The 24905-nt window shown below is 66.1% G+C and carries 23 protein-coding genes and 2 pseudogenes; 13 read left to right on the forward strand and 12 right to left on the reverse strand.

Features of this window, described 5'->3' with window-relative positions:
- Positions 1-24 precede the first annotated feature (24 nt).
- From cmk to AB0B25_RS16090, 3 genes and pseudogenes are all read left to right on the forward strand, one after another.
- Positions 25-732 carry a (d)CMP kinase gene (gene cmk, locus AB0B25_RS16080; protein WP_357179657.1) on the forward strand — a complete coding sequence of 236 codons (708 nt, stop codon included), beginning with the start codon at positions 25-27 and terminating at the stop codon, positions 730-732.
- Positions 729-2147, forward strand: coding sequence for a ribosome biogenesis GTPase Der (gene der / locus AB0B25_RS16085; protein ID WP_357179386.1), 1419 nt, complete (start codon positions 729-731; stop codon positions 2145-2147). Before cmk ends, der begins: the two co-directional genes overlap by 4 nt.
- A gap of 191 nt (positions 2148-2338) precedes the next feature.
- Positions 2339-2633 (forward strand): annotated as a pseudogene (locus AB0B25_RS16090) (DUF4158 domain-containing protein).
- A 115-nt stretch (positions 2634-2748) separates the two neighbouring features.
- Here AB0B25_RS16090 and AB0B25_RS16095 read toward each other — a convergent pair.
- Both AB0B25_RS16095 and AB0B25_RS16100 read right to left on the reverse strand, forming a co-directional pair.
- Positions 2749-3672, reverse strand: coding sequence for an NADP-dependent oxidoreductase (locus AB0B25_RS16095; RefSeq protein WP_357179389.1), 924 nt, complete (start codon positions 3670-3672; stop codon positions 2749-2751).
- Between the two features lie 73 nt (positions 3673-3745).
- Entirely contained in the window at positions 3746-4471 is a 726-nt protein-coding gene (locus AB0B25_RS16100) for an SDR family oxidoreductase (protein WP_357179392.1), read from the reverse strand.
- A 105-nt stretch (positions 4472-4576) separates the two neighbouring features.
- Between AB0B25_RS16100 and AB0B25_RS16105 the strand changes: the two genes are divergently transcribed.
- A complete protein-coding gene (locus AB0B25_RS16105; protein ID WP_357179395.1) occupies positions 4577-5416 on the forward strand; it encodes a LysR family transcriptional regulator in 840 nt (279 codons plus the stop codon).
- 164 nt (positions 5417-5580) lie between these two features.
- Here the strand turns inward: AB0B25_RS16105 and AB0B25_RS16110 are convergent, their stop codons facing one another.
- Entirely contained in the window at positions 5581-5841 is a 261-nt protein-coding gene (locus AB0B25_RS16110) for a hypothetical protein (protein ID WP_357179398.1), read from the reverse strand.
- 300 nt (positions 5842-6141) lie between these two features.
- On the opposite strand from AB0B25_RS16110, the gene AB0B25_RS16115 reads away from it, so the two are divergent.
- Positions 6142-6900: an acyl-ACP thioesterase domain-containing protein gene (locus tag AB0B25_RS16115; RefSeq protein ID WP_357179401.1), complete on the forward strand. Its 759-nt coding sequence runs from the start codon at positions 6142-6144 to the stop codon at positions 6898-6900.
- On the opposite strand, the gene AB0B25_RS16120 is transcribed toward AB0B25_RS16115, so the two are convergent.
- Positions 6897-8384, reverse strand: coding sequence for a mannitol dehydrogenase family protein (locus AB0B25_RS16120; RefSeq protein WP_357179404.1), 1488 nt, complete (start codon positions 8382-8384; stop codon positions 6897-6899). The genes AB0B25_RS16115 and AB0B25_RS16120 overlap by 4 nt on opposite strands.
- Positions 8385-8718: 334 nt before the next feature.
- On the opposite strand from AB0B25_RS16120, the gene AB0B25_RS16125 reads away from it, so the two are divergent.
- Together AB0B25_RS16125 and AB0B25_RS16130 are read left to right on the forward strand one after the other, a co-directional pair.
- Complete coding sequence (locus tag AB0B25_RS16125) at positions 8719-9198, forward strand: DNA starvation/stationary phase protection protein (protein ID WP_357179407.1); 480 nt, start codon at positions 8719-8721, stop codon at positions 9196-9198.
- Positions 9198-9638, forward strand: coding sequence for an anti-sigma factor (locus AB0B25_RS16130; RefSeq protein WP_357179410.1), 441 nt, complete (start codon positions 9198-9200; stop codon positions 9636-9638). Before AB0B25_RS16125 ends, AB0B25_RS16130 begins: the two co-directional genes overlap by 1 nt.
- A gap of 137 nt (positions 9639-9775) precedes the next feature.
- Here AB0B25_RS16130 and AB0B25_RS16135 read toward each other — a convergent pair whose 3' ends face one another.
- Positions 9776-11140: a wax ester/triacylglycerol synthase family O-acyltransferase gene (locus AB0B25_RS16135; RefSeq protein WP_357179412.1), complete on the reverse strand. Its 1365-nt coding sequence runs from the start codon at positions 11138-11140 to the stop codon at positions 9776-9778.
- A 186-nt stretch (positions 11141-11326) separates the two neighbouring features.
- A complete protein-coding gene (locus AB0B25_RS16140) occupies positions 11327-11977 on the reverse strand; it encodes a hypothetical protein (RefSeq protein ID WP_357179415.1) in 651 nt (216 codons plus the stop codon).
- 293 nt (positions 11978-12270) lie between these two features.
- Here AB0B25_RS16140 and AB0B25_RS16145 point away from each other — a divergent pair.
- Together AB0B25_RS16145 and AB0B25_RS16150 are read left to right on the forward strand one after the other, a co-directional pair.
- Positions 12271-13484: pseudogene (locus AB0B25_RS16145) on the forward strand (DUF2252 domain-containing protein).
- A 138-nt stretch (positions 13485-13622) separates the two neighbouring features.
- Entirely contained in the window at positions 13623-14144 is a 522-nt protein-coding gene (locus AB0B25_RS16150; RefSeq protein WP_357179418.1) for a hypothetical protein, read from the forward strand.
- Positions 14145-14198: 54 nt separating this feature from the next.
- Here AB0B25_RS16150 and AB0B25_RS16155 read toward each other — a convergent pair whose 3' ends face one another.
- Positions 14199-14966, reverse strand: a complete 768-nt coding sequence (locus AB0B25_RS16155; RefSeq protein WP_357179420.1) for a hypothetical protein — start codon at positions 14964-14966, stop codon at positions 14199-14201.
- 683 nt (positions 14967-15649) lie between these two features.
- On the opposite strand from AB0B25_RS16155, the gene AB0B25_RS16160 reads away from it, so the two are divergent.
- Positions 15650-16210, forward strand: coding sequence for a DUF2165 domain-containing protein (locus AB0B25_RS16160; protein ID WP_357179423.1), 561 nt, complete (start codon positions 15650-15652; stop codon positions 16208-16210).
- Positions 16211-16265: 55 nt separating this feature from the next.
- Here AB0B25_RS16160 and AB0B25_RS16165 read toward each other — a convergent pair whose 3' ends face one another.
- Positions 16266-16394, reverse strand: a complete 129-nt coding sequence (locus tag AB0B25_RS16165; protein WP_357179426.1) for a hypothetical protein — start codon at positions 16392-16394, stop codon at positions 16266-16268.
- Positions 16395-16515: 121 nt separating this feature from the next.
- Here AB0B25_RS16165 and AB0B25_RS16170 point away from each other — a divergent pair, with 121 nt between their 5' ends.
- Complete coding sequence (locus tag AB0B25_RS16170; RefSeq protein WP_357179429.1) at positions 16516-17772, forward strand: cytochrome P450; 1257 nt, start codon at positions 16516-16518, stop codon at positions 17770-17772.
- 122 nt (positions 17773-17894) lie between these two features.
- On the opposite strand, the gene AB0B25_RS16175 is transcribed toward AB0B25_RS16170, so the two are convergent.
- The gene (locus AB0B25_RS16175) at positions 17895-19214 is read right to left on the reverse strand and encodes a DUF5933 domain-containing protein (RefSeq protein WP_357179432.1); all 1320 of its coding nucleotides are present in this window, start codon (positions 19212-19214) and stop codon (positions 17895-17897) included.
- Positions 19215-19464: 250 nt separating this feature from the next.
- Positions 19465-20910 carry a lipase maturation factor family protein gene (locus tag AB0B25_RS16180; protein ID WP_357179435.1) on the reverse strand — a complete coding sequence of 482 codons (1446 nt, stop codon included), beginning with the start codon at positions 20908-20910 and terminating at the stop codon, positions 19465-19467.
- A 593-nt stretch (positions 20911-21503) separates the two neighbouring features.
- Between AB0B25_RS16180 and AB0B25_RS16185 the strand changes: the two genes are divergently transcribed.
- Both AB0B25_RS16185 and AB0B25_RS16190 read left to right on the forward strand, forming a co-directional pair.
- Complete coding sequence (locus tag AB0B25_RS16185; RefSeq protein WP_357179437.1) at positions 21504-21989, forward strand: hypothetical protein; 486 nt, start codon at positions 21504-21506, stop codon at positions 21987-21989.
- Between the two features lie 234 nt (positions 21990-22223).
- Complete coding sequence (locus AB0B25_RS16190; protein WP_357179440.1) at positions 22224-22475, forward strand: hypothetical protein; 252 nt, start codon at positions 22224-22226, stop codon at positions 22473-22475.
- A 247-nt stretch (positions 22476-22722) separates the two neighbouring features.
- On the opposite strand, the gene AB0B25_RS16195 is transcribed toward AB0B25_RS16190, so the two are convergent.
- Positions 22723-23385, reverse strand: coding sequence for a YdcF family protein (locus tag AB0B25_RS16195; protein WP_357179442.1), 663 nt, complete (start codon positions 23383-23385; stop codon positions 22723-22725).
- Positions 23386-23863: 478 nt separating this feature from the next.
- Entirely contained in the window at positions 23864-24667 is an 804-nt protein-coding gene (locus tag AB0B25_RS16200) for a DUF6882 domain-containing protein (protein ID WP_357179444.1), read from the reverse strand.
- Positions 24668-24905 lie beyond the last annotated feature (238 nt).

A 24905-nucleotide genomic window follows, 5' to 3' on the forward strand; every position in this document is an offset into this window, starting at 1 on the left:
ATCCCGGTCGAGGTGCCGAGGCGGATGTCTGGTGCGAGCCCGCTGGTGGTCGCCATGGACGGGCCGTCGGGTACCGGCAAGTCCAGCGTTTCGCGGCTGCTGGCCACCCGGCTCGGCGCGCGCTACCTCGACACCGGCGCCATGTACCGGGTCGCGACGCTGCGTGTGCTGCGCGCGGGCATCGAGCTCACCGACATCGCCGCCATCGCCGTGGCGGTCAAGGAGTTGCCGCTGTCCATCGGCACCGACCCGAGTCGTGAGGTGATCCGGCTCGACGGCGAGGACGTCTCGTCGGAGATCCGCGGCGATGCCGTCACCAAGGCGGTCTCCGCGGTCTCGGCGGTGCCCGAGGTGCGCGAGCTGCTCGTCGCTCTGCAGCGCGACCTCACCACGGCCGCCCGGCGCATCGTCGTGGAGGGCCGTGACATCGGCACGGTCGTTCTGCCGGAGGCGGACGCGAAGATCTATCTGACCGCCTCCGCGGAGGCGCGCGCCGAGCGGCGCAACCAGCAGAACATCGCCGAGGGCCGCGGTGACGACTATGCGGGCGTGCTCGCGGATGTGCAGCGTCGCGACACCCTCGACTCGACCCGCAAGGTCTCACCTCTGCGTCCGGCCGCGGACGCGGTGCTGGTCGACACCAGCGAGCTGACCATGGACGAGGTCATCGACGAGCTGTACGGCGTTGTCGCGCGGCAGCTTTCGACGAGCCGGGCGGGAAGTGACCGATGAGCGAAGATGTGTTGGCCGGTGACGGTGTCTGGAGCGACGAAACCGACTGGGAACTGTCCGATCTCGCCGGTGAATTCGAGGATGCGTCGCATGTGGCGATGCCGACGCTTGCCGTGGTCGGCCGTCCGAACGTGGGCAAGTCGACGCTGGTGAACCGGATCATCGGTCGCCGTGAGGCGGTCGTCGAGGACATCCCCGGTGTGACCCGCGACCGCGTGTCCTACGAGGCGAACTGGGCGGGTCGCCGCTTCCTCGTTCAGGACACCGGCGGGTGGGAGCCCGACGCGAAGGGATTGCAGCAGTCGGTGGCCAGGCAGGCCGAACTGGCCATGCAGACCGCCGACGCGATCCTGCTGGTGGTCGACGCCGTCGTCGGCGCCACCGCGACCGACGAAGCCGCGGTGAAGAAACTGCGTCGTTCCGAGGTTCCGGTGATCCTGGTCGCCAACAAGGTCGACGACCAGCGGGTGGAAGCAGACGCCGCGGCGCTGTGGTCACTCGGCCTCGGCGAGCCGCGCATGGTCAGCGCCACGCACGGCCGCGGCACCGGCGATCTGCTCGACGATGTGCTCGGCGCGCTTCCGGAGACCCCGCGCGAGGGGACCGGTGGTATCGGCCCGCGGCGTGTCGCGCTGGTGGGCAAGCCCAATGTCGGCAAGTCGAGCCTGCTGAACAAGCTGTCCGGCGACGAGCGCTCGGTGGTGCACGATGTTGCGGGCACTACGGTCGATCCGGTCGATACGCTCGTCGAATTGGGCGACAAGGTCTGGAAGTTCGTCGACACCGCCGGGTTGCGTCGCAAGGTGTCCAACGCCAGCGGCACCGAGTTCTACGCATCGCTGCGCACCAAGTCCGCGTTGGAGGCCTCCGAGGTGGCGATCATGCTGATCGACGCCTCGCAGCCGATCACCGAGCAGGACCTGCGGGTGATCAGCATGGTCGCTGATTCGGGTCGCGCGTTGGTGCTGGCGTTCAACAAGTGGGACCTGGTCGACGAGGACCGGCGCCTGCAGTTGGAGCGTGAGGTCGATCGAGATCTGGTCCGGGTGCCGTGGGCGCAGCGGGTGAACATCTCCGCACACACCGGTCGTGCGGTGCAGAAGCTGGTGCCCGCCATGGAAACCGCGCTGGAATCCTGGGACAAGCGTATTCCGACCGGCAGGCTGAACACGTGGCTGAAGGAAGTGATCGCCGCGACCCCGCCGCCGATGCGTGGCGGTAGGTTGCCTCGCGTGCTGTTCGCCACGCAGGCCTCCAGCCGGCCGCCGACATTCGTGCTGTTCACCACCGGCTTCCTGGAGGCAGGCTATCGCCGATTCCTGGAGCGCAGATTGCGCGAAGAATTCGGCTTCGATGGCTCGCCCGTCCGCATTTCGGTGCGGGTGCGGGAGAAACGGGATCGTTCGAAGAAGTAGACGCTTGCCATGAGGCCCCGGGAGCCCGTCGCTCACGGGGCCTCCTGCTTGTCCAGGATGGTCGCGGCCCAAGGGGTCCAGTGAGGCGACAAGTCGCTTAGCGAGTGATGTTGGGCGGCAGGTTGTTTCATGTGCGGCTATGCGTGATGAGGGTGTGGTGAGGTTCGGCCGGGTTTCCGGTGGTGTCGCGGATGGAGCTGGAGCGGTTCTTCCATCTGGACGACGAGGACCGCAAGCTGATCGCTGAGCGGCGCCGCGACAGCAACCGCCTCGGTTTCAGCGTCCAGTCGGTGACTGTCCACCACCTCGGAATACCTTGCCGAGCAGCTCGTTATCGCCGATCCGGCCTGCGTGAAGGCGTACGCCGACCGCAAGCAGACCCGTTACGACCATCAAGACGAGATCGTGCGTGCTTACGGGCTGACCCGTACAGCGAGATCGAGACCGATCCGTCGGAGTGGGTCGCTGATCCAGGCGCGGATGTAATGCCGAATATCGGATGTGTCGTCGGGTTGTCGTAGTCCGCGGGGTGGCCGACTGGACAGTCCCGACGGGATTCATCCTGCGGTTCTTGGAGCGGGCTGCATTGTGTTGGTACAGGTTAGGGCTCGAGCACGATTTTGCCGTGGGTGTGTCGGCGTTCGAGTTCGGTGTAGGCCCGGCGAACCTGTGTCAACGGGTAGACGTTCGCGATAGGAACTTCGAAGTGTCCCTCGGCGATCAGGGCGGCCAATTCGGAGAGTACCTCGGCGCCCGGCCTGGCGTTGGTGCCGTGTTCGGTCTTGACTCCGTACTTCGCGGCCGCTGCGAAATCGGCGATGGTGTCGATCCGCTCGACCGCGACGCCAAGGACAAGGGCCAGTTCGACGTACCCGCCGCCGTGGGTGTCGATGAAGGCATCGATGCCGCCCGGTGCGGCGGCCTTGATCCGGTCGACGGCGCGGTCACCGTATGCGACCGGGATCACGCCGTGGCTTTGCAGCCAGTCGTGGTTGCTGTCGCTCGCCAGGCCGATGACCGTGGCTCCGGCACGGCGAGCGAGCTGAACGGCGAGCGAGCCGACTCCTCCGGCTGCTGCGGAGACGACAACCGTCTCGCCCTTGTCGAGTTGTACGGAATGCACTGCCCCCCAGGCCGTCACCCCGGCGACGTACAGGCCGCCAGCCACCTCCCAAGGGACGCCGTTCGGTTTGGGTGTGAGGTTGTCGACGTCGACCACCACCAACTCGGCCTGGGCGGCCCGCTTCTCGGAGAACCCGATCACCTCGTCGCCGACCGAGAATCGGTCGACTCCGACGCCGACCTCGGCGACAACCCCGGCGAGATCGCTGCCTTGCCCGGACGGAAATGTCGAGGGAAAGATGCCGGCCATCGCGCCGGTTCGAATGGCCGCCTCACCGGGGTTGATGCCGGCCGCCTTCACCCGAACCAGGACCTGCCCGTCGTCAGGCACCGGGCGGTCGACATCGTCGACCCGCAAGACCTCGATTCCGCCGAACTCGTCGTATCTGACTGCCTTTGTCATGGTCTTGCTTCTCCTCCAATGCGCGACGCGCGAACGACCTCGAGAACGGGAATGGTGGGCACCGATGTGCCCGTCACCAGGGCACCGTCCCGGCGTCGTCGAAGAATTCGCCGGTCGGTCCGTCGTCGGGCAGGGTCGCGAGGCGAATCGCGATCGCCGCACCCTGTTGCGGTGTCCGGTCGCCGCGAAAGCCGTTGAGGTCGGTGGCGGTGAAACCGGGACAGCCGGAGTTGATCAGGATGTTGGTATCACCCAGTTCCTTGATGTATTGGATAGTGAGGGCGTTGAGGAAGGTCTTCGAGGCCAAGTAGGCGGCGGGAACCTGGCCCATGTCGATGCCGGGTGTGGTTTGCAGGGCGAGCGACCCGACGCTGCTGGACATGATGACGATTCGCGGCGAGGTCGAGGCGCGTAGCATCGGCAGCATCGCGTTGGTGACCCGGATGACCCCGATCACGTTGGTTTCCACGACAACTCGCACGGTCGCGGGATCGAGCGTGGTCGGCGTTTGCGGCATACCGCCGGTGATCGCGGCGTTGTTGACCAGAACATCGAGCCCTCCGGCATGGTCGGCGATCAATTCGGCCGCCGCGGCCACACTTGCGTCGTCGGTCACGTCGAGCGGCACACCGAACGCATCGATCCCGGCCGCGCGCAGCTTCTCCACCGCGGTGTCGCGGCGTTGCCGATCGCGCGCGCCCACACCGATTCGCCAGCCGAGCGCGCCCAAGCCCGCGGCGATCTCGTATCCGATTCCCTTGTTCGCGCCGGTCACCAGCGCAATCGTCTGTTCACTCACACCGCCGATCCTGCTGCGACTGCGGGTGTAGCGTCCAAGACCGATCGGGTGGGTGGCGATACCGCACGGGTATCGGCCGTGGTCATCGCTGGATACCATGATCTGATGGAGACGCGGGAGATGCGATATTTCGTCGCCGTCGCCGAGGAATTGCACTTCGGGCGGGCGGCACAACGGCTCGCGATCGCGCAACCACCACTATCGCGAGCCATCCAGCAGCTCGAACGGCGGCTCGGAGTCGTTCTACTGCACCGCACCGCTCGCGCCATCGCCTTGACCGAGGCCGGGTCGGTGCTGCTGCGGGAGGCCCGGACCGCGCTCGAAGCGGTCGAAGCCGCCGAGCGGCGAACCCGCCGTGCCGCTGCCGACCGGCCCGGTGTGGTGCTGGCCATCAAGGCAGGAGCGTCGAGCGAACTGTTGTCCAAGCTGCTGGACGCCTACGCGGCCGAACCGGGCGCCGTGGCAGTCGAGGTGATGCTGTGCGGGCCAGGCCAGCCGGAAAGTCTGCTGCGCAACGGGAGTGCCGACGTTGCTCTGCTCCACCGGCCTTACGACACGACAGCCGGATTCGACACCGAGGATCTGCACACCGAACAGCAGGTCGTGGTCCTGCCTGCGGGTCATCCCCTCGCCAACCGGGCGCATGTGCCATTGGCCGAGGTCAACACCCTGACGAACCTGCCCCTGCCGCGCTGGCCTGGACAGGATGGCAGCTATCCGGACGGCCCCGGCCCGCAGGTGCGCGACCATACCCAACTATTCCAACTGATCGCGCTCGGACTGGCCTGCGCGGTCGTGCCCGAGTCGCTGCGAACCCAGCTACGCGACGATCATGCCGTCGTGCCCGTGCCAGACGCACCGGCTGTCACGACCGTCATCGCTTGGCCACCACACAGCAGATCCAAAGCCGTTGCCGACCTCGTCCACACCGCGACGCGCCTCTAACCGACACCACTGTTCGCCGGCCGTATCGATCATCACCAATCTTTCAGAATACATCCGGATTCGGGATACATCCGGAGATGCCGCAACCTGCACGGTTCGAAGCCGGCTGACGCGTGCCCACGGAAGACCAACGGGCCGCGCGCCTTACAGCCGTGGCCTAGAAGTCAGCCGCCCGGCCGCAGACGCGCAGCCGGGTCGCTGTCGGCCTGGCACCGGCGTAGCGGGCCAGTGCGGCGGCCCGCGAGCTGCGCGGCAGCGGCAGGGCGGTGCCGGTCTGCCACGCGATCACCTCCCGCGCCCCCGCCCCTGCGGGTCACCACCGCGCACCGGTTCACGGTATCCAGATCCGGGATGTTCAGATTCAGCACCTTCTCGGCACTGTCTACGCGCTGACCGACGCCGACGGGGGTAGCGATCGCTCGCATCCGGGTGGGATCAGGGCGGGATAGCCCGTCCGCTGGTCGACAAGCGGAGCCTATCGGTTGAATGGACAACATCTGGCAATCGACACTGCGGCGTGATCCAGCGGATGGTCATCATTCTCGCTGCCGGGGTCCATGCCCACGGTCTTTCTTGTAGTGCGGCACATATACCCAGGTGTGCTGGGTAAATGTTCTGGGGTTGGCGGTCGGTCGGCGGTCCATCCTCCGGGGGTGTCGATCGCATCGTTGCCGTCCGGCGCGTCCGACTTAGCGCGATTGGCAAATTCCTGGCATTATCCGGTCATGGTCATACCCAGCGTGTTGCCGGAACGTCCGACCGAAGCAATCCCGTTCGAGACGGGCTGGCCGGTCCGCCTTGCCGACACCGACGGCGATCAGCGTCTGCGCCTCGATGGCGTCGCGCGCTACCTGCAAGACATCGGCTTCGAACATCTCGAGGTCGTCGAGGGCGGCGACACCCATCGTGCGTGGGTGGTCCGCCGGACGGTGATCGACGTACTCGAACCCATTTCCTTCGGCGAACGGGTCGACTTGCGTCGGTGGTGCTCCGGCCTGTCGACGCGGTGGTGCAATATGCGCGTCCAGGTGCGCGGAAGCCGAGGCGGTCTGGTGGAGACCGAGGGCTTCCTGATCCACTTCGGCGCCGAGTCCGGCATGCCGGCCCGGATGAGCGACCGCTTCATGGCGCCCTTGCAGGCCGGCACAACCGAACACCGGCTGCGCTGGAAGGCCGCGCTCACCGACCCGCTGCCCGACGCCGACCAGCCCGGCGTCCTGACCCGGCCGTTCCCGCTCCGGGCCACCGATATCGACATGTTCGACCACGTGAACAACGCGGTCTACCTCAGTGCGGTCGAGGAGATTCTCGCCGATCACGCCGACCTGAAGTCCGGTCCGCATCGCACCGTCATCGAGTATCTGAAGCCGGTGCGCTCCGGCGACGACCTTCGCCTCATCGGCCGCCGCACCGGCTCGGTCCTCGATCTCTGGTTCGCCGTCGGCGAGGAGGCTCGCGCGGTCGCGCGCGTAGCCGCGCGCTAACCTGCCAGGGCCTCGACAGTGGCGCGGGCTCCTCTGGTGCGCAGCGAGTCCATGGCCGCCAGATATGCGGTCACGAATCGGGGCTCGTCGATCAGATCGCCGAACACAGCACGTGCACCGAGAAAAGCGGTGGGTCGCTCACGCTCCTGCCGCGCTAGCGGAACCAGCAGGTCGCGCAACGGGTCCACGATCTCGATCGGCTCGCCCTGCTCGTCGACCCCCGCGGCATAGCGCGCCCATCCCGCGACAACCGTCGCCGCGCAGGCGATGTCGCCGCCCGCGGCGAGTTGGTGGCGGACCACCGGCAGGAGCCATTTCGGAATCCGGTCGGAAGATTCCGCGCACAGCCGAGCGATGGTGTCGCCGATCGCGGGGTTGGCGAACCGTTCGAGCAGTGTCTGTTTGTATCGGCCCAGATCGACGCCGGGCACCGCGCGCAATGTCGGCGTGGCCTCGGTGTCCATATAGCGCGACAGGAATCGGGCGAATGCCGGATCCTGTGCCGCCTCGTGGACCAATCGATAGCCGCTCAGATATCCGAGATAGCACAACGCTTGGTGGCTCGCGTTCAACAGCCGCAGTTTCATGAGTTCATAAGGGGCGACATCGGCGACGAGTTGCACGCCGACTTCGTCGAAGGCGGGTCGGCCGAGCCCGAACGAATCCTCCAGCACCCATTGCGTATACGGCTCGGCGAGCACCGGCCAACGGTCGCTCACCCCGTAGCGCCGTTCGACCTCGCCGGTGGCCTCGGGCGGGGTCACCGGGGTGATCCGGTCCACCATCGAATTCGGAAACCGCACCTGGTCTGTCACCCACGCTCCGAGTTCGGGATCACGCAGTGTGGCGAACGCGGCGAACATTCGTCGCGCGACGTGCCCATTGCCCTCGATGTTGTCGCATGACATCACAGTGAACGGTGCGACACCGCGCGCTCTTCGCCGCGCCAGCGCTTCGGTGACGAGTCCGAACACCGTGGCGGGCGGCGCGTCCGCCCGCAGGTCGGCACGGATGGCGGGATCGCCGGCATCGAACTCACCGGTGGCTGCGGCGATGTGGTAGCCGCCTTCGGTGATGGTGAGTGAGACGATGCGGGTGGTCGAAGCGGCGAGCTTCTCCAGCACGGCCTCTGGGTCGTCGGGCGCGTAGCGGTATTCGACGATCGAGCCGATCACGCGGGTTGTCCACGTGCCATCCGGTGTGACGGTCGAGAGCGTATAGAGGCCGTCCTGCGCCGCGAGCACGTCGCGCATCCTGCGGTCACCGGGTAACACGCCGACTCCGCAGATACCCCACTCGCGTGCCGTGCCGCGCTCCAGCAGCCGGTCGAGGTACATCGCCTGATGGGCGCGATGGAACCCGCCGACGCCGAAATGCACTATGCCGGTGGATATTTCGGATCTGTCATAGGTGGGTGTCGAGACGCGGCGGGTGCAGTCGGCTGTCGTCGCGGCCTGCAGCGGGATCGGCGTGTCCGCTACCATCCCGCGTCCCGAGATGTTGGGTACGTCACATTTTGGATGCTACTTGCTGCGTGCGTAGCTCGCCTTGTACGCGATGTGCGGTGCGAAGCTCATGGGGCCACGGATGCGCCAGGGCGGGCGCCGTTGACCCGATACGTCGACCTGTCGTCGGATGTGCTGTCCGTTGCGCAAGCGGTGGCCGTTCGGATCGTGCCGGAGGAGCCACGCTTCGTGCGATTACGTGCAAGTGCGGTCCTCGACAACCGGCACAGGGCGCGCTGACCGGCCGATGTTTAACGTCGAGGAGGTGGGTAGCCCGTGATGACCAGGGACTGACGGAAGGAAGGCGGAAGCGATGACCGAGCCCATCACGAGCACCCTCGATCCAGAACAGCAGCGCATCGCTGGAGAGACACTGCGTGCGACAGTGATCGACCTGATCGACCTGTCGCTGATCGCCGAACAGGCGCACTGGAACGTGGTCGGCGCCGACTTCCATTCGGCTCACCTGGCTTTGGATGAATTGGTCACCGCTGCACGAGAGTTCACCGATGCCGCTGTGGAGCGCGCCATCACGATCGGGGTGCGTCCGGATGTTCGCGGCACGACAGTGGTCGAGGACCCCGGCACGATCGGAATCTCCGGCGGCGGGCAGCCTGACACCGATGCTGTCGACACGATCGCCGGCAACGTTTCCGCAGTAATCGAACGACTGCGCGAGCGCATCGCGGCCACCGAGAAAGCCGACCCGGTCAGTCAGGACCTCTTCCTGGCCATCACCACCCGACTCGAGCTGCTGCACGGGATGTGGCAAGCGCAGCTCGCAGCGGTCTGATGCGCGTGATCACCGACGCGTTCGGCGCGCGGACCGCGGCCGGCACCACGGTATCCGTCCGGATTCCCGCCGCGGCGCGGCATTTGGCCATGGTGCGCGGGATGGCCGACACGGTGTGTTTGGTGGCCGACTTTCCGCTCGATGCGGCCGCGGACATCCGGCTGGCGATCAGCGAGATCGCCAGCATGTTGATAGTCGACGCCGTGCCCGGTTCCTTGCTCGGTTGTGCGTTCACCTACAGCGCGAATCGGATGGACGTGCGGGTCGACGCCGTCTCCGAGCGGGAGGTCGAAGTCAGCGGCGACCCGCTGACCTGGGAGCTGGTACGCATGCTCACCAGCTCCATAGCGGTGTTCCGTGATCCCGGTGCGACAGATGCCCGCGAATATCGGACCGCCATCGAATTCAGGTGGGAACGAGGACGTGCCGATGACACGTGAGTTCCCGACCGACCGGATCAAAGCGGCCGGCCACGACGATGTCGAGCCTTGTCGGCCGCGCCGGACGAGCTCGACCCGCATCGAGCCGCGCTGCGGGAGAAACCGATGCGCCCGATCATCGCAACGATGCATCCATCTCAGCGGACCGCGTCCTCCAGATCGGTCAGTGACGACTCCAGGTGGTCGAGCAGCCGGGTCACGTCGGGCACGCTGCGCCAGCAGGCGACAATACCGATGTCGAGGTTGTCGGCATTGTTGGTGAGCGTGATGTTGATCGCCTGGCCGTCGATCGGGATCGAGAGCGGATAGCTGGCATCGAGGCGCGCGCCGTTCCAATAACGGGTTTCGCGCGGTCCCGGCACATTGGAGATGACGATATTGAACGGCGGGCTCGTCAGCGCCACCGTGGCGGGCACGAGCAGCGACAGCGCGAGCGGGCTCAGCGTCAGCGCGGAAAGCGAAACGGCCTGCGCGGGGGAGAGCGCGCGGTAGATGTCTTTGCTGCGCCGCATCGAGGAACTGATCGCCGTCAGCCGTGCGGCGGGGTCCGCGATGTCGGTGGCGAGGTTGCACAGCAGTGCCGCCAGCGCATTGCCGCCGATATCGCTGTCGTCGGAGTCCTGCCGCAGCGACACCGGCACCATCGCCACCAACGGCTTGTCGGGTAGGGCGTGGTGCTCGACCAGGTAGGTGCGCAGCGCTCCCGCCGTCACGGCGAGGATCACATCGTTGACCGTCGCATCGGTCGCTTTCTTGACCTGCCTGACCCGGTCCAGCGGCCAGGAGCGGGCGGCGCACCGGCGGGCCCCGCCGATCGGGACGTTGAACAGGGTGCGCGGCGCGGCGAACGGCAGCGTCAGCTGCTGTTCGACGAGTGCGGCGCGGGCGAGACGCAGCGCTGTCGGCGCGGCGCCTGCCGCAGCGGCCATCCCTCGTGTCATCGCACCGAATGAGCGCGGGCGCGGCGGATTCTCGGCGCGGCGATCGGAGGGCGGAAGATGCCATGGCACCAGGGCTTCTTCGGCGTCGGGGTCCGTGGTGAGCGTGCGTTGCACCAAGCGCTGGGCGGCGACGCCATCGATGAGGGCGTGGTGCATCTTGCAATACATGCCGACTCGGTCGTCCGCGAGCCCTTCGATCAGATGCAGTTCCCACAGCGGCCGATGGCGGTCGAGCAGTGCGCTGTGCAGCCCGGCGGCGACCTCCACCAGCGCGCCGAGCGACCCGGCTTCCGGGAGTGCCCGCCGCTGCACGTGATAGTCGAGTTCGACGGTGCTGTCGACCGTCCAGGCCAGCTGCGGTGTGCCGAACAGTCTGGCCGGGCGCTTGCGGAAGGTGCGATGGAAATTCCGGTCGCCGGCCAGGGTCGCGTACGCGCGCCGGGCGAACTGCGATCCGGTGCTTTCCATCGGGTCGAAGATCTGCAGCGAACCGACATGCATCGGGTGCTCTCGGGATTCCGCGATGAGGAAAAGGGCGTCGACCGGCGAGATGAATTCCATGGGTAAGGTCCCTCCTGACGACGCTGCAGCTTCGCCACGATCTGGTTCAGGCTCGGGGTTGCGGCGGCCGGGACGGGCATCCCCCACTGCGCACGGCGTTGGAGGGTCTCTGCGCGGTCGACGATCCGCCAACCGTGATTCGACGCCGAATCGGACCCGGCTGGGAAGTACTTTGCCGACTTACTCTCAGGACAGGCGGGTGACCGGCCAGTCGGGCGGCAGCTCGAGGCGTTCGCTGATCATGCGGATCGCCGCGTGTAGCGCCTGGATCTCGTCGACCCCGGTGGCTACGGATGCGCCCTGCTCGCTGATGTGGAACCGGCACAGGTGGTTGCGCCGGTCAGCAGCCAGGTACGGCCTCCCGATGATGATCGACAGCGAGTTGTGGTCGTCGCGCAGTGTACGCGCGGCGATCATGGCCTGCGGTTCGTGCTCCGCTGTGGTCGCCGCGTGCGACGGGCGGGTGGGGGCGGCTGGGAATCGCGGATCGGTCGGCTCGGCCACCTCGAACCGCGCGCCGCCGTTGTTCGCCTGCCGCAACTCGGCGGCGATCCCCTGGAATGCGCCGTAGAGTGCCGCGATGGAATCGGTGCCATGCGCCCACCGTTCTCCGATGCCCTGAATACGGAATCCACACACCACACCGGTATCGCCCGGTGCCATCTGGGGCTTGCCGACCTCGATCGACACCTCCCGTGCCGCGTCGGCGACGGTGCGGGTGGCGATCACCTCCCTGATCCGTCGCCATTTCGTGCTCGCGATCGCACCGCGGTGTTCGGATTCGCGCACTGCGGGCGTGGTCGTGTCACCTGTGACCCGCGCCTGTATCGCTCCCATAACAAACGGAGTACCCAACATGCGTGCAGGTTTACCCTCCGGTTCGCGTGACCTGGACCGCAGGGCCGAACCCGGGCGATAATCGCCGAGTGGGTTCGGAATCGGCAGTACCGGACCAGGCGGTCGGTGCACAGGCCCTCGAGCGGGCTCGGATGGCGGGAAAGGCGGCTCGGCGGAGGCTTCCCCGGGGCGGGCATGCGGTAGTCGATCTTCCTACCCGCGACCCCATCGCGATCGTCGTCCAGCAGAACACGACCCGGCTGGCTGATCTGGTCCCGGTACGCATCGGGCGCATGCTGCAATCGCCCTTCGCGTACTACCGCGGCGCGGCCGCGGTGATGGCACACGATCTCGCGGACAGCCCGATGACCGTCTGTACGTCGCGGCGTGCGGGGACGCACACGTGTCGAATTTCGGGCTGTTCGGATCGCCGGAACGTCGAGTGCTGTTCGACCTCAACGATTTCGACGAGGCGTATCCGGCACCGTGGGAGTGGGATGCCCGGCGTCTGGTGGCCTCGGTATGGATTCAGGGCCGGACCTACTCCCACACCGAGGAACAGTGCCGGGAGGCGGCGATTGCCACGATGACCGCGTATCAGAACGTTATTCGGCGCCTGTTCGCGCTATCGGCCACCGACCGCTACTACTTCCAAGTCGACTCCGGGCTACTCGAGCAGCGGGCGGGCGACGAGAAGGCAGGCGTCGCACAGATTGCGCAGAAGGCGCGCAAACATACCGCGCAACAGGTGCTCGAGAAGGTGACGACGATCAACCGAAACGGTGTCTTCCGGATTCGCGACGTGTTCCCGCTGATCCGACACTCCGGCCGGTATGACCTGCCTGCGATGCGCCGCCTTTGGTTGTCCTATCTACGCACGGTGCGGCCTGATGTGCAGCTGCTGCTGTCGCAGTATCACCTGGTCGACTACGCGCTGCGGATCGTCGGAGTCGGCAGTGTGGGCACGCGGTGCTGGCTGTTCTACCTGCAGGGGCCATCCGGTGAGCCGCTGTTCCTCCAGGCGAAGGAAGCGCCGGCCTCGGTGCTGCAGATCTTCGGCGGAATCGGACCGGACCACGCTCCGCGACTGCGGTCGATCGCGGATCCCCTTGGCGGCCAGGGCGCCAGGGTCGTCGGTGCGCAGCGGGTGCTGCAGGCGCAGTCCGACCCGTTCCTCGGCTGGGTACACGGTGTCAGCGAGGACGACAGCGTCCCGCGTGACTACTACATCCGGCAATTCCGAGACATGAAGAAGTCCGTCGATTTAGAGTCGCTGACACCGCAGCGCACGGTCAGCTACAGCAGGCTGTGCGCGGCGTTGCCGGCCCGGGCGCACTGTCAGACTCCCGGTGCGGGTTTCATCGCAGGCTATCTCGGGGCTGGAGGCGGTTTCGCCGAGGCGATGGCGACCTGGGCCCGGATGTATGCCGATCGCGCCGAGCAGGACTACCGGTTGCTGGAGCGAGCGGTCAAGCGGGGTGAATTGCCCGCTGAGTACGGCGTATGACCAGAGAAAAGCCCCGCAGTGTGGGTGGTTGTTGTTGTGATGCCCGATCGCGCAATATGGCAACCGGGTGGTTAACGTGCTGTGGGCTCGGCGCGCTCTCGCCGAGATGTGATGGTGGGCCCGCGACGACGAGGAGGGGTGGACGAAGTGGTCACGATTGCGCAATTGCGAGCAGTTCTGTCGATTCTGCGCGTCGACCCGGATGCGGTCGGTGTGCGCCTCGGCCAGGCAGGCATGCGCGGTCCACACGCGGAGCGGGCAATGCTGGTCGGTCTACTACATCGGGTGGCGAGCAGCGAGCTGCGGGAAGTCGTCACCACGACCATGGATGACGCCGAGGCCGCCATGGCCGCCGCGGCCAGCGCGCTGTCGGTGAACGGCGAAAATTCCACCGAACAAGCACGTTTCGATGCACGCTGGCTGCACGAGCGGATCGGCGTCCTCGCGGCGGGCACCACCGTGGAGCCGGTGCCGGTCCTGCTCGACGCCGCCGCACGCTCCACCGACGCGGCCGAGGCTCTGCTCCAACTCAGCCGCAATCCCCGGGGCGGCGCCGCCGACGCCCGATGGCAGCGGGCGCTCGACGACCTCGGCCACGCCTACCACTTGATCAATGACGAGCGGGTGGGACGCTCGAACACGACGACGGCGCCGCTGTAGCGGCCCGGGGACGGACTATCCCGACGGCGTCGTGCTCGCCGTCGGGATCCGAGGTCACTTCGGTTGTGTCGGTGCGGATCGCACGGGCTTGTCGGCCCACTGGGTGGTCCCGTCAGCCGCCTGCAACGTAGTGAGCAGGTCCACGCCCACCGCGACGAGGGTCGGGCCGCCGACCGCAATGGTTCCGAGGATGCCGCCGAGGCTGGCGCCGGTCAGCAGACCGGCCACGCAACCGAGCGCGATCGTGACGATGCACCCGATTGTGGCGCCGATAGCGGTGCCGACGAAACCACCGACGGCGGTGGCGAGTCCGAACTGGCTGGCGAAGTTGTCCCGGGCACGCTGGTTTTCCACCATCGATGCCACCGGTTTCGCGACGAGCGGTTCGTCCATGACCAGGCCTTCGGGCCGCGTCGACGTCAGTTCCAGCACCGTACCCTCTTTGCGAAGTTCCGGTCGCACCGGGATCGCTGTGTCGGCGACGCGGAAGTCCAGCGGCAACGTCATGGCGATGCGACCTTCACGGTCGCGGATGTCCACCACGTCGATCACCTGTGCCAGATCGGCGCGGGTGCCGTTGCCGTCGACGAGCACACCGTCGTGCTCGGTCAGCCGGGCGTTCGCGTCGGTGGCAACCTGATCGCGCAGTGCCTTGGACAACGCGAAAGTTCCGTCCTTCAAGGCAGCGACCACCGTCTTGTCCACGAGTTGGACCGAGTAGCCGATGTCGGGCGTCGTCGGCTCGGCGTGGGCCACGGCCGAGTTGAGGGTCAAGGAACCGATAGCCAGTGTCGCTGCCGCTGTGATGCCGCGGAGATGCATGATTCGTCCATTCCGTCACCAGGATTCGCGGCTGCGTCTCGCGCGGGCGGACCCGCGCACTCCGGCGGCGCAAGCGCAGTCGCTGAGGTCGCTGAGCAGCCTATCAGCGCGCACAGCAACCCATGAGCGTTCTGAGTGGACAAGGTCGAGTATGTGTTTCGCGCGCGGGCGCTGAGCCGATTACGGGCCGCGGTTCGAGGAACATCGCCTGGGTATCGAGCTGTGTCCACGAGCGGCTGGTGCCGAGTCGGTATAGAGGGCGATGAGTAAGGGCCAGAGGAGTTTTCGCTGCGCCGGCGTCTCGCTGCCGGCGATGCGGGGCCGATGACACCACGCCCTTCAGGGCGCCGGTGTACGTCGTGCACGGATTGTCGGCGCGGCGATGACCAAGGTTGGTTCCCGGTCACCGGTCGAGCCGCGGCGGCTGTCGATTCGAATCGAGAAACCGTCCACCGGGTCGACCTGATGGTGGCGGACGTCGGCAGCGGCGTCGGTGCAGCCCAGCTCGAACATCGCGTCCGCCCTGGGTGATTCGGGGTATCATGCCGCAAGCCAAGCGACTCGGTCTGCGGCGCTGCGGAATCGGCGGAATCGGCGCACCGATGCCATCCCGCACTCAGGGAGATCCGGGCCGTTCACGCCGATCGACAGTTCAACGGCTAGTCAAACCCGAGGTAGGGCACATGGGATTCAGCGGTACGAAGTTTCTCGACGTGGTGGGGAGCCGTCGTATGGCGGTGGCGTTGTTGGCGACGATCACCGGGTTCTACTATCTTTTCGTCGCGGTGACCAACTGCGCGGACACCGAGACCAATCGGCATGCGGTTGCCGCGGTGCTGTCGATGAGATCGACGATCCACAACCCGGGTACCGACTGGCGGGCCATCACCAACGGCGGCGTCGCCCTCGTCGCCTACATCCTGATCGTGATCTGGGAGTACCTGACCGCATTCGTGCTGCTGGCCGCGGCGGCGGTGTGGGGTGGAGTGTTGACCGGGTTTCCCCGCCGGTTCGCGGGCAGGTCGGCTGTCGCGGTGAAATTGTCCAGCCTGGGTTGGACAATGGCGATGCTGCTGTTCGCGGGCGGATTCCTGACGATTGCGGGCGAGTGGTTCCGGATGTGGGCGAACGATCAGGTCGACGCCTCGGGGGCCGCGCTGCAGAACTTCCTGATCGCCGCCGTCGGACTGATTCTCGTGCATCTGCCGGAGTCGGTCGGTCCGCGCTCGGACCCCAACCCCTGATGGCGGGCCCGAGCGCGGGCCGACCGTAATACCCTGCGGCACTGGCCCGGCGATCTCAATTCACCGGGCCAGCGAGTCCGAACGACGGGAACAGCGGCTCTTGGTCGACCCGCGCATCGGATTCGGCATCGAGTACCGGTCGTTCCGGCAGGCGAATGTTGTCGGTGGCCGAGATGCGTCTCATCTCCCGTCCGACGCCGGTTCCCTACTCGGCCGGGCTGTTGTGTTCGGTGGTGTGGTTTCGGGTGTGCGTGAACAGGTCATAGGCTCACGGAGTTTTGTTGTTCAACCGCCTGGAGTCTTTGATGACGATGTCCCCGCCCCCAGCGGACAGCCGATCCGGTCGTGTCCACTACAGCTCGCCGTTCGATATCGACGGCCCACGGGTGTCGTTGTACTCGCCGGAGTTCTCGTCGGACCCGCACGGCTCCTATCGCGCGATGCGCGAACGGTATGGGTCGCTGGTGCCGGTGGAGTTGGTCCCAGGCGTGCCCGCCACCTTGGTGATCGGCTACTACACCGCGGTGCGGATCTTCAATGACCCGGACCATTTTCCGGCCGATCCGCGGACCTGGCAGCAGAATGTTCCGGCGGCCTGCCCGGTGCTTCCGCTCATGCAGTGGCGGCCGAACGCGCGGCGTAACGACGGCGCCGCGCATGCTCGCTATCGGCAAGCGAATACCGCGGGGCTCGACAAGATCGATCAGTACAGCCTGCACGACACCGTCGCGCAGATCGCGGTCCCGCTGATCAACTCGTTTTGCGCGGACGGGTCCGCCGAACTGGTCCGCCAGTACGCGTTTCCGCTTGCTTTCCAGGTGCTGAACGCTTTGCTCGGTTGTCCGGCCGAGATCGCCCAGCGCGCCGCGACCGGAATGGCCGCGATGTTCGAGGGCGTCGACGCGGAGCGCGGGAACACCATGTTCATGGCGGCGGTGTTGGAGTTGATCCAGCTCAAGCGAGCCGAACCCGGCGATGACGTGACGACGCGGATGTTGCAACACCCGGCAGAGTTGAGCGATACCGAAATGGCGCACCAGGTGGGCACGCTGTACGGGGCGGGAATAGAACCGCAGCAGAATCTGATCGTCAACACTTTGCGGCTGATCCTCGCCGACGAGCGGTTCGGCGGCAGCGTGCTGGGCGGGAGCCTGTCGACCAGGGACGCTCTCGACGAGGTGCTGTTCAACGATCCGCCGATGGCGAACTTTTGCTTCAGTTTCCCGAAGCAGCCGATCCTTGTCGACGACGTCTGGCTGCCCGCCCACCAACCTGTCGTCATCAGCGTGGCTGCCTGCAACACCGACCCGGTGATCGGTGCGGACCAATCCGCGGGCAACCGTGCCCACCTGGCTTTCGGCGGCGGACCGCATGTGTGCCCGGCCAGTTCGCTGGCTTACCTGATCGCGCAGGACGCCGTCGACCAACTGCTCGACGCCCTGCCCGAGATACGCCTGGCAATACCGGCCAGCGAATTGACCTGGCGGCCGGGCTCATTTCATCGAGCGTTGACTGCGCTACCTGTCGTCTTCCCGAAATCACCACTACTACCCCAGATATAGCCGTGCGCGAGCGCTGGGCTCGGCACAGATCGCTGAGGTGGTAAACGCTTGTCGCGCTGACGATCAGGTCGACCGTTTTCCGCAGGCTGCGGCATTCATCTCGAAGGCGATGTCCATGGCCGTCACCGCTGCGGCCCCTGGCCGCGCAGGCCTGGGGTCGCGGCGGTGGGGGTATCTCCGAGGTTCGATGATTGCTGGCTGAACCGATTCGGTTGCACCGATGGGGTGGCGAACCAGGTGAGATAAAACGCGATTGCCAGCGCGGTGAGCGCCCCGAGAATCGCGATGCCGAACGGGACCGGGTGAAACGCCATCGGAACGGCGAGAAAGCGGATACACAGCAGAATTCCGAGGAAAGTGGCGATCCCGGTGGTCACGATCCGTACCCGGTAACGGTCCCAGCCACGGCCCGGGTCGCGCAGCGCGGATTCGACGGTCAGACACAACGCCGCGCCCACGACGAGGTCGATGCCGTAATGGGCGCCGAGGCCGAGCGTCGCGACGAGCGTGCCCGCCAGCCAGAACGTGCCGCCCCAGCGCAACCACAGCGGCCCGCGCCGGGAGTGGATGAACAGTGACAGTGCCCATGCGGTGTGCAGTGACGGCATGCAATTGCGTGGCGTGATGGTGTCGAACAGGAGCGGCTCGACCGAGGAGGGCAGCGCTGGAACAACATTCGGCCAGACGTCGGCGACCTCGAGACCATGCCCCTGCGGCCCGAAGGCGAGTACCGGCCCTACCACAGGGAAGATCACATACCAGATCGGTCCGATGAGTCCGAGCGTCAAGAACGTTCGCACCAGGTAGTGTCGGGGCCACCCGCCCGTGACCACGCCGCGCAGCTGCCAGGCGGCGACCACGATGGCTGCCACCGGAAGCTCGAAGTACACCCAACGCACCACCGCCGTGGCCACCGGTCCCGCCGCCTCGAGTGCCCGCCCGACCAGCCACGACGGATTACCGAGCGCACGATCCGCCACTTGCACGTACGGATCGAGGACCATCGGGCACGCCCACGCGGTGATGTCCAACCAGATCTCGCCGACCTTCGTCGCGAAGATCAGTAGCGCCCCGAGAGCGATGGTGCGCAGCGCGGTGTGGCGTCGCTCCCCGTCGTACCGCGCGACGGCGATCACCGCCAGTGCGGTGAGCACGATGGTCGGACCGTTGCCGACCGTGAACGGTCGTCCCTCGGTCGCCCGGATGGCCACGAAGGCCAGGTCGATGGCGACCGCGGCGGCAAGAGCGCTCACACGCACGCGAACCGTGAATCCCACCAGCGCCAACAGAAACCCGGCCCACGGCGTGGTCGCCGACTTGGGGGTGCCGACATAGTCCCGAAGAAGACTGGTCAGCGGCCCGAGCGCACCGATGTACGCGGCCATGAGTTCCCCGCCGACCAGCGCCAGCAACGCGCCCGCGATACCGCCCCAAACGACCACCGGTCGAAACCGACGCTGGCGAAGCCCTTCGACATCTACTCGCTCTGCCGATGAGGTCAAGCTCCGTTGCACGTCGTCCACAAGCATTGGGACATCGTAAACACGACATTAACGAGGGCTTACGGGCGGATGAGCCGCGCTCGACCACACGATCGTTTCGCGTGGCCTGTTGGTGCCGCCGCGCGGTGGCGCCGGCTGTCGAGGGAGTCCGCCCACCTGGTCACCGCCGGATGGTGACCGCGACGATGCCCTACCGCGACCTGAAATCCGCGTTCTGCATCGTTATCGGCGGGATCAATTCGCCGATCAGCGTGCGATGCCACCATGCTCGATCGCGCAGCAGCTCGCGGCGGGTGGTGAAACGATATTCGTATACCCGCACCGCCACGTATTTCGGCGGGTTATCGGGAAAGGGGCAGCGTCGAAGCAGGCGCAGCGTGGCCGGATCGTTTTCCAGCAGCCGCTGGAGGAACGGGATCAGCCAGCCGCGCGCGTAGAAGGGCGAAGCTGCCGCGAACCACATCAACCAGTCGAGCCGCAGATGATAGGGAGCCCACTGGCGCGGCAACCGACGCGGATCACCGGGTTTGCCCTTGAACTCGTATTCCTGCCACGCCGTCCGCTGGGTCGGTTCCGGCTCGTCGGTTCCTTCGATCACCAACTCGTGACGGTTCCTGCCGACACTGCCGAACGCGCCATAGGCGTTGCCCAGGTGATAGGCGTTGAATGACGCATTCATCTGCTGGTGGCTGGAGACCATGTTGCGCACCGCCGGGTAGCTGAGGCACACCATCAGTACGGTCGTCGCGAGAACGAGTGCCACGAACCAGGGCGGTGTCCCGGATGGTCGTGGTGACTCGGATAGCCGCAGCAAATCCGCGGCCGACGACCCGTCGATCGCGGTGACGGCCAGTAGGATTGTCACCCAGTTCAGCCAGGCGAAGTTGCCGGAAAGGACCAGCCACAACTGCGTGCCGACGATGATTCCAGCCGCGACGCTCGCCACTGGTTGCGGCGCGAACAGCCCGAACGGCACCACGAGTTGGGCACAGTGGTTGGCTGCCGCCTCGATGCGATGCAGCGGCTTGGGCAGATGGTGGAAAAACCAGCTCAGCGGCCCCGGCATCGGCTGCGTCTCATGGTGGTAGTACAGGCAGGTCAGATCGCGCCAGCACGGGTCGCCGCGCAACTTGATCAGACCAGCGCCGAACTCCACTCGAAACAGCAGCCAGCGTGCCAGCCACAGCACCGCCACCGGCGGCGCCGTGTGGTCGTTGCCCAAGAAGATCGCCAGGAATCCGGCCTCCAGTAGTAACGACTCCCAGCCGAAGGCGTACCACGCCTGACCCACATTGACGATCGACAGGTACAGCATCCACAGCACCGCCCACAGCAGCATCGCCGCCCACAGCGGCACGAGGTCGGTCACCCCGGCGACCATGGCGGCGGACAGCGCCGCGCCCGACCACGCGACCAGTGCGAAGAACCGGTCGGAATAGTGCAGTTGGAACAGGCTCGGCGCCCGGCGGAACGGTGCGTACCGCACGAACCGCGGCACCGGCAACATTCCCCGCGCGCCGATGAGCGGCCGGAACTGCCGCGCCGCCGCCAGGAAGGCGACCAGGTAGACCGCAGCGAGCCCACGGTGGAACACCAGTCTGCTCAACCAGTAATCGGGTGCCGTGAACCATTCCATGCCCGCCGCTCCTCGGACCGCGAAAGTTCATCCGCATCAGTTGCGTACCCGGCGCCGAGCGCACTCTCATCAGGCAGGGAGCAGGCGTCGGCGCCGCTTTTCGCCACAATTTCGACCTTACTCATCGCCGGCGGGCGGTGTGACCGTCTCCGTCCACCACGCCGGCTCGATTTTCACGGCGTCGGCACCGCGTATGGAGGTCTCGTCTGTCGTGACGGTGTGGTCGAGTGAGCCCCATGGCTCGGACGTCTGTCGAAAGACTGTTCGAGCGGTCCCGAAGGATTGTTCGGGACCGCCACAGTGTCCGTGGACCGCCATTCCGGTCTTCGCGGTCGAGGTTACTGTGCTGGCGTCGCGGATACGACCGACGAGTGCTCGCCATTTGTCGTGGCACCCGGCTCCTGCGAAGAAATTCGACGCGATAACGATCGGATTCGCGAAGCGCGATCGGCGCCGCCCACCTCGATTCATCGCTGTCGAAGCGAATCGGCGTGACCATCAGGGCATCGCCGCGAGCGCTGGAATGGCGGTCTTGAAATATATTGCCGCGAACAGTCTTTCAGCCGTCGCGGTTCCATTGCCGCGGCGCTCTGATGCAGATAGGCTTCCACGGCCTCGATAGAAATCAGGAAAGCGAGCGAAACGCGTTGCGTAAGTTCATACATCGAGCACTACTCGCACTTGCCACAGCGGCCGCCCTATCTGTGGTCGTCAGCCCGACAGCGCAGGCGGTCGCAACCCCGGCCGAGGCGTGCGGCAACAACTATCATGAGATCGACCACCACGACCTGGGTAAGGTCGCTCGCATCCACCTGCTGTACAACGGCTCGACCAACTGCGTTGTCACGGCGAAGTTTTCCTCATACGCGGGTAAATCCACCCGTATGCTGGCCTCGATCGCGAAACAGAACTCGGACGGAAACTTCACCCAATACATCCACGACGACGGAAACTACGAGTACTACGCCGGCCCGGTAAAGGTGAACGCTGCGGGCGTCTGCATCGATTGGGGCGGCGGCGTACCCGTCGCCGGAGAAGGATTCAGCGTCTGGATGTCCGGTCGCTCGCACTGCGGCTGATCACCACCGAGTGCGGAGCGGGGCGGCCCACAATCCCGCTTCTGGTTCTCGCCACCCGAAGCCCGACGTGATCGTCGCCTCCGGATCGGGTAAGCAGGATCGATTGCACGCCGCTGGTGCGCACGGACTCCCGCTCGCGGAGAGCGATGATAGGTGCCAGCGGTAATGACACGGGCTCGGCTGGAGCGCGATGCTGGAGCGCGTTCGGACAGGACACGTCGAAGGAGAGCTACCATGCCAGTCGGCCTGATCTACGTCACATCGGCCTTGACGGCGGGTGCTGTCGCGATCGCTGTGGCGGGTGCTGTCGCGATCGCTGTCGCCATCGCACCGACTGCCGCCGCCGACCCTCTTCCGACGCGGTCGGCGGTGACCGCTACTGTGCCGACGGCCGTGACCGGCCACGTGGATTACGTTCGTTTCGGCGGTCGGAGCGATCATGGCGGCTGGGGTTGGGGCGCCCGCGGTGGCTGGGACCGAGGTTGAGGCGGTCGTGGCTGGAGCGCCGGTAGCTTGTGATGACCGGGCGCTGACCTGGGAGTACACGACGTCGACGAGAACAAGAGTTTCGGGCAATCGCTGGATCCGGGCGCGGCGGATCGCGTCGAGCCGTCGGGCGCAATCAGCACTGAAAGTGCTCGACGCGCTACGGACTGGACGAATACCTGGCGGCACGCTGCAGCGCCCAAGCTTTGTGGCCCGGCGAACCGCGATTCGACGTGCGCTGGACGGGTCAGGAAACCAGTCGATGGGTGAACCCCGCGTCAACCAGTCGCTTGTACGCCGCGCGGACCGAATCGGGGACATCCTGCTCGATCGCCCATCCTTTATCTGAATAGGTCCAGATTCGTTGCGTGTCACCCACCAGCGTGTTGATCACCCGATTCGCATCTCCGATGCTCCTGATGTACTCGTTGAGCGGAAGCGGGAGCGACGCGCAGACCACGTCGACCTCGGGCCATCGTTTGCGGCAGACCGCATAGCTGCGGCGCTGCTGATACGGACGCGAAATCAGCGTCACCGACTCGACGGCGGCAATGCCATGGCGCTCGAGCAGAGCTCGCGTGAAATCGATATTGTCTCCGGTGTTGGTCGCGTTGGGTTCGACCAGGATTGCGCTGTCCGGCACACCGAGATCGATGGCATGTTCTCGGTAGTGCACGGCTTCGCCGCGAGGGAACTTCTCTACGGTCGTCGGAGCGTTCGCGCCGGTGAACACGATCAGCGGGAACATGCCCTGGTCGTAGAGATCCGCGGTGTAGGTGGCGACCCCGAGGTCATGGCTGCCCAACCCGATGCCCACATCGGTCGGGCAGATTTCATGATGCATCTGGTTGTAGTCCCAGAGGACTTCGACGTCGGCGCGCAGGTTGTCGGGCATAGCTGTCGACCGCATGTGACGCTCCTATTCAGTCCGGGATCGTGCAGGTGTACTGCCAAGAGAACTGAGCCGCGACGGCGGGCGATGCCATGAGCACATTCGCTCAGACCATCATTGGCCGGTAAGTCTGCCGGGTCCAGGACCATCGCTGGTTCATCCACCGCCGACCCGAGTGTCCGACCTCTTTTTCCCTGGGCCGCAACCCCGCGACGCATAAGCAAGTGTCCCGAGTGCTATCGGCGTGTCGCCAGATAGACACGCCAGTCCGGTCTGACGAATAGCTGGTACAGCAACCCTCAGTCGACCCTTGATCGAGTGATTGCCGCGCGTACCGCATGTCCGCGTCGCATCGCACGGTTCACCGCCGTCGTACGCCGCTTACGCCCACCTGCGCGCCGTTTTCACCAGCCCGCCGAATCGCGGGCACCGGTGGTAGGCAACAGTTGGGGCTCGTTCTCGCCGCGGTGCGACTTTCCGTCGGGCAGCGCGGCAACTACTCCGACAATCCGTCGCACCCGTTCGATATCATCGTCGGTTCGCTGGAAACCGCGGCGGCCGACGGTGTCTTCAGCCCGGCCGGCAGTTCGATCCGATCCATGACCACGCGGACATCCAGATTCGTGATGTGGCCGGAAGTGTCGAATTCGATGTCGCCCGCGACTCCGTGGCCGCTGAATTCGAGCCAGCGGTGGTTGTCGAGAAATCCGGCGAGCAGGCCCCGCCTGGTCAGATAGCTGTGCACCGCGCGTCGATGGTCCGTCAGCGGCAGCGCACCGACGCCATAGGCCAATACCCGGGCAAGGCCGGACGCGGTGGGAAGCGGCAGCACGAACTCCGGATGCTCGACGAGAAATGCCACGCACGTGCCGTCGGTGACACCGCAGTAGGAACTCCAGCGCCCACTGACGATCTTCGCTGCGTCTGTCAGCAGCCCGGCCACTTGATGGGGTAGCGGCGCCGCACCCCCGAGAGTGACGGGTAGCTCCGCTGAGCGCAGTTCGGCGACGCCGTACCGAAAGCCGAACTCGCGCACCGTCTGGGCCGCTCGGATCAGCGGTGACGGGTAGCCCCACGGATTGGCCCATCCCCACAACCACGACTCCGCGTCCACCGTGCCGAGCAGGTGGACCTTGGTGCACACGAATGAGCGCTCTTCGCCGATGAATTCGAGTCGACGTCCCTCGAGATCGGCTTGCCACACGTGTGCGCCCAGTACTTCTTCGAGGTAGAGCTGGTGCTCGAGCGACAGCAGGCCCGCGTCATCGAGCAGCATCGTCAGTGGCACAGATTCGGACACCCGCGTCAGCGTAGTCAACGCGATTCCCCCCTCGGCTGCCGACCGAATGTCACGAGACAGGTCTCATCGGACGAGCCCAGCGGCCGATTCGATGGGTCGCGACGTACCTCCATCATGCCCACCGTCGGACGACGGGGATTACCTGTGGCCGCCCCCTGCCTGCACGGTGCGATCGACGCCTGCTCCGACAGCGCGCCGGATTGCGGGATCAGGTGATGCGTGCAGGTGCGGGAGTCGG

Origin of the sequence: Nocardia sp. NPDC049190 (genome assembly GCF_040648115.1) — a bacterium.
In the GTDB taxonomy this organism is placed as follows: Bacteria; Actinomycetota; Actinomycetes; order Mycobacteriales; family Mycobacteriaceae; genus Nocardia.

What these genes read in the sequence shown, in the direction of transcription:
- AB0B25_RS16135 (WP_357179412.1), bottom strand. Translation starts at nt 11,140, where the DNA reads ATGGAATTCATCTCGCCGGTCGACGCCCTTTTCCTCATCGCGGAATCC.
- AB0B25_RS16190 (WP_357179440.1), top strand. Translation starts at nt 22,224, where the DNA reads ATGCCAGTCGGCCTGATCTACGTCACATCGGCCTTGACGGCGGGTGCT.
- AB0B25_RS16095 (WP_357179389.1), bottom strand. Translation starts at nt 3,672, where the DNA reads ATGACAAAGGCAGTCAGATACGACGAGTTCGGCGGAATCGAGGTCTTG.
- AB0B25_RS16120 (WP_357179404.1), bottom strand. Translation starts at nt 8,384, where the DNA reads ATGGTAGCGGACACGCCGATCCCGCTGCAGGCCGCGACGACAGCCGAC.
- AB0B25_RS16125 (WP_357179407.1), top strand. Translation starts at nt 8,719, where the DNA reads ATGACCGAGCCCATCACGAGCACCCTCGATCCAGAACAGCAGCGCATC.
- AB0B25_RS16180 (WP_357179435.1), bottom strand. Translation starts at nt 20,910, where the DNA reads ATGGAATGGTTCACGGCACCCGATTACTGGTTGAGCAGACTGGTGTTC.
- AB0B25_RS16160 (WP_357179423.1), top strand. Translation starts at nt 15,650, where the DNA reads ATGGGATTCAGCGGTACGAAGTTTCTCGACGTGGTGGGGAGCCGTCGT.
- AB0B25_RS16140 (WP_357179415.1), bottom strand. Translation starts at nt 11,977, where the DNA reads ATGGGAGCGATACAGGCGCGGGTCACAGGTGACACGACCACGCCCGCA.
- AB0B25_RS16105 (WP_357179395.1), top strand. Translation starts at nt 4,577, where the DNA reads ATGGAGACGCGGGAGATGCGATATTTCGTCGCCGTCGCCGAGGAATTG.
- AB0B25_RS16155 (WP_357179420.1), bottom strand. Translation starts at nt 14,966, where the DNA reads ATGCATCTCCGCGGCATCACAGCGGCAGCGACACTGGCTATCGGTTCC.
- cmk (WP_357179657.1), top strand. Translation starts at nt 25, where the DNA reads ATGTCTGGTGCGAGCCCGCTGGTGGTCGCCATGGACGGGCCGTCGGGT.
- AB0B25_RS16170 (WP_357179429.1), top strand. Translation starts at nt 16,516, where the DNA reads ATGACGATGTCCCCGCCCCCAGCGGACAGCCGATCCGGTCGTGTCCAC.
- AB0B25_RS16165 (WP_357179426.1), bottom strand. Translation starts at nt 16,394, where the DNA reads ATGAGACGCATCTCGGCCACCGACAACATTCGCCTGCCGGAACGACCG.
- AB0B25_RS16115 (WP_357179401.1), top strand. Translation starts at nt 6,142, where the DNA reads ATGGTCATACCCAGCGTGTTGCCGGAACGTCCGACCGAAGCAATCCCG.
- AB0B25_RS16130 (WP_357179410.1), top strand. Translation starts at nt 9,198, where the DNA reads ATGCGCGTGATCACCGACGCGTTCGGCGCGCGGACCGCGGCCGGCACC.
- der (WP_357179386.1), top strand. Translation starts at nt 729, where the DNA reads ATGAGCGAAGATGTGTTGGCCGGTGACGGTGTCTGGAGCGACGAAACC.
- AB0B25_RS16185 (WP_357179437.1), top strand. Translation starts at nt 21,504, where the DNA reads ATGCAGATAGGCTTCCACGGCCTCGATAGAAATCAGGAAAGCGAGCGA.
- AB0B25_RS16195 (WP_357179442.1), bottom strand. Translation starts at nt 23,385, where the DNA reads ATGCGGTCGACAGCTATGCCCGACAACCTGCGCGCCGACGTCGAAGTC.
- AB0B25_RS16110 (WP_357179398.1), bottom strand. Translation starts at nt 5,841, where the DNA reads ATGCGAGCGATCGCTACCCCCGTCGGCGTCGGTCAGCGCGTAGACAGT.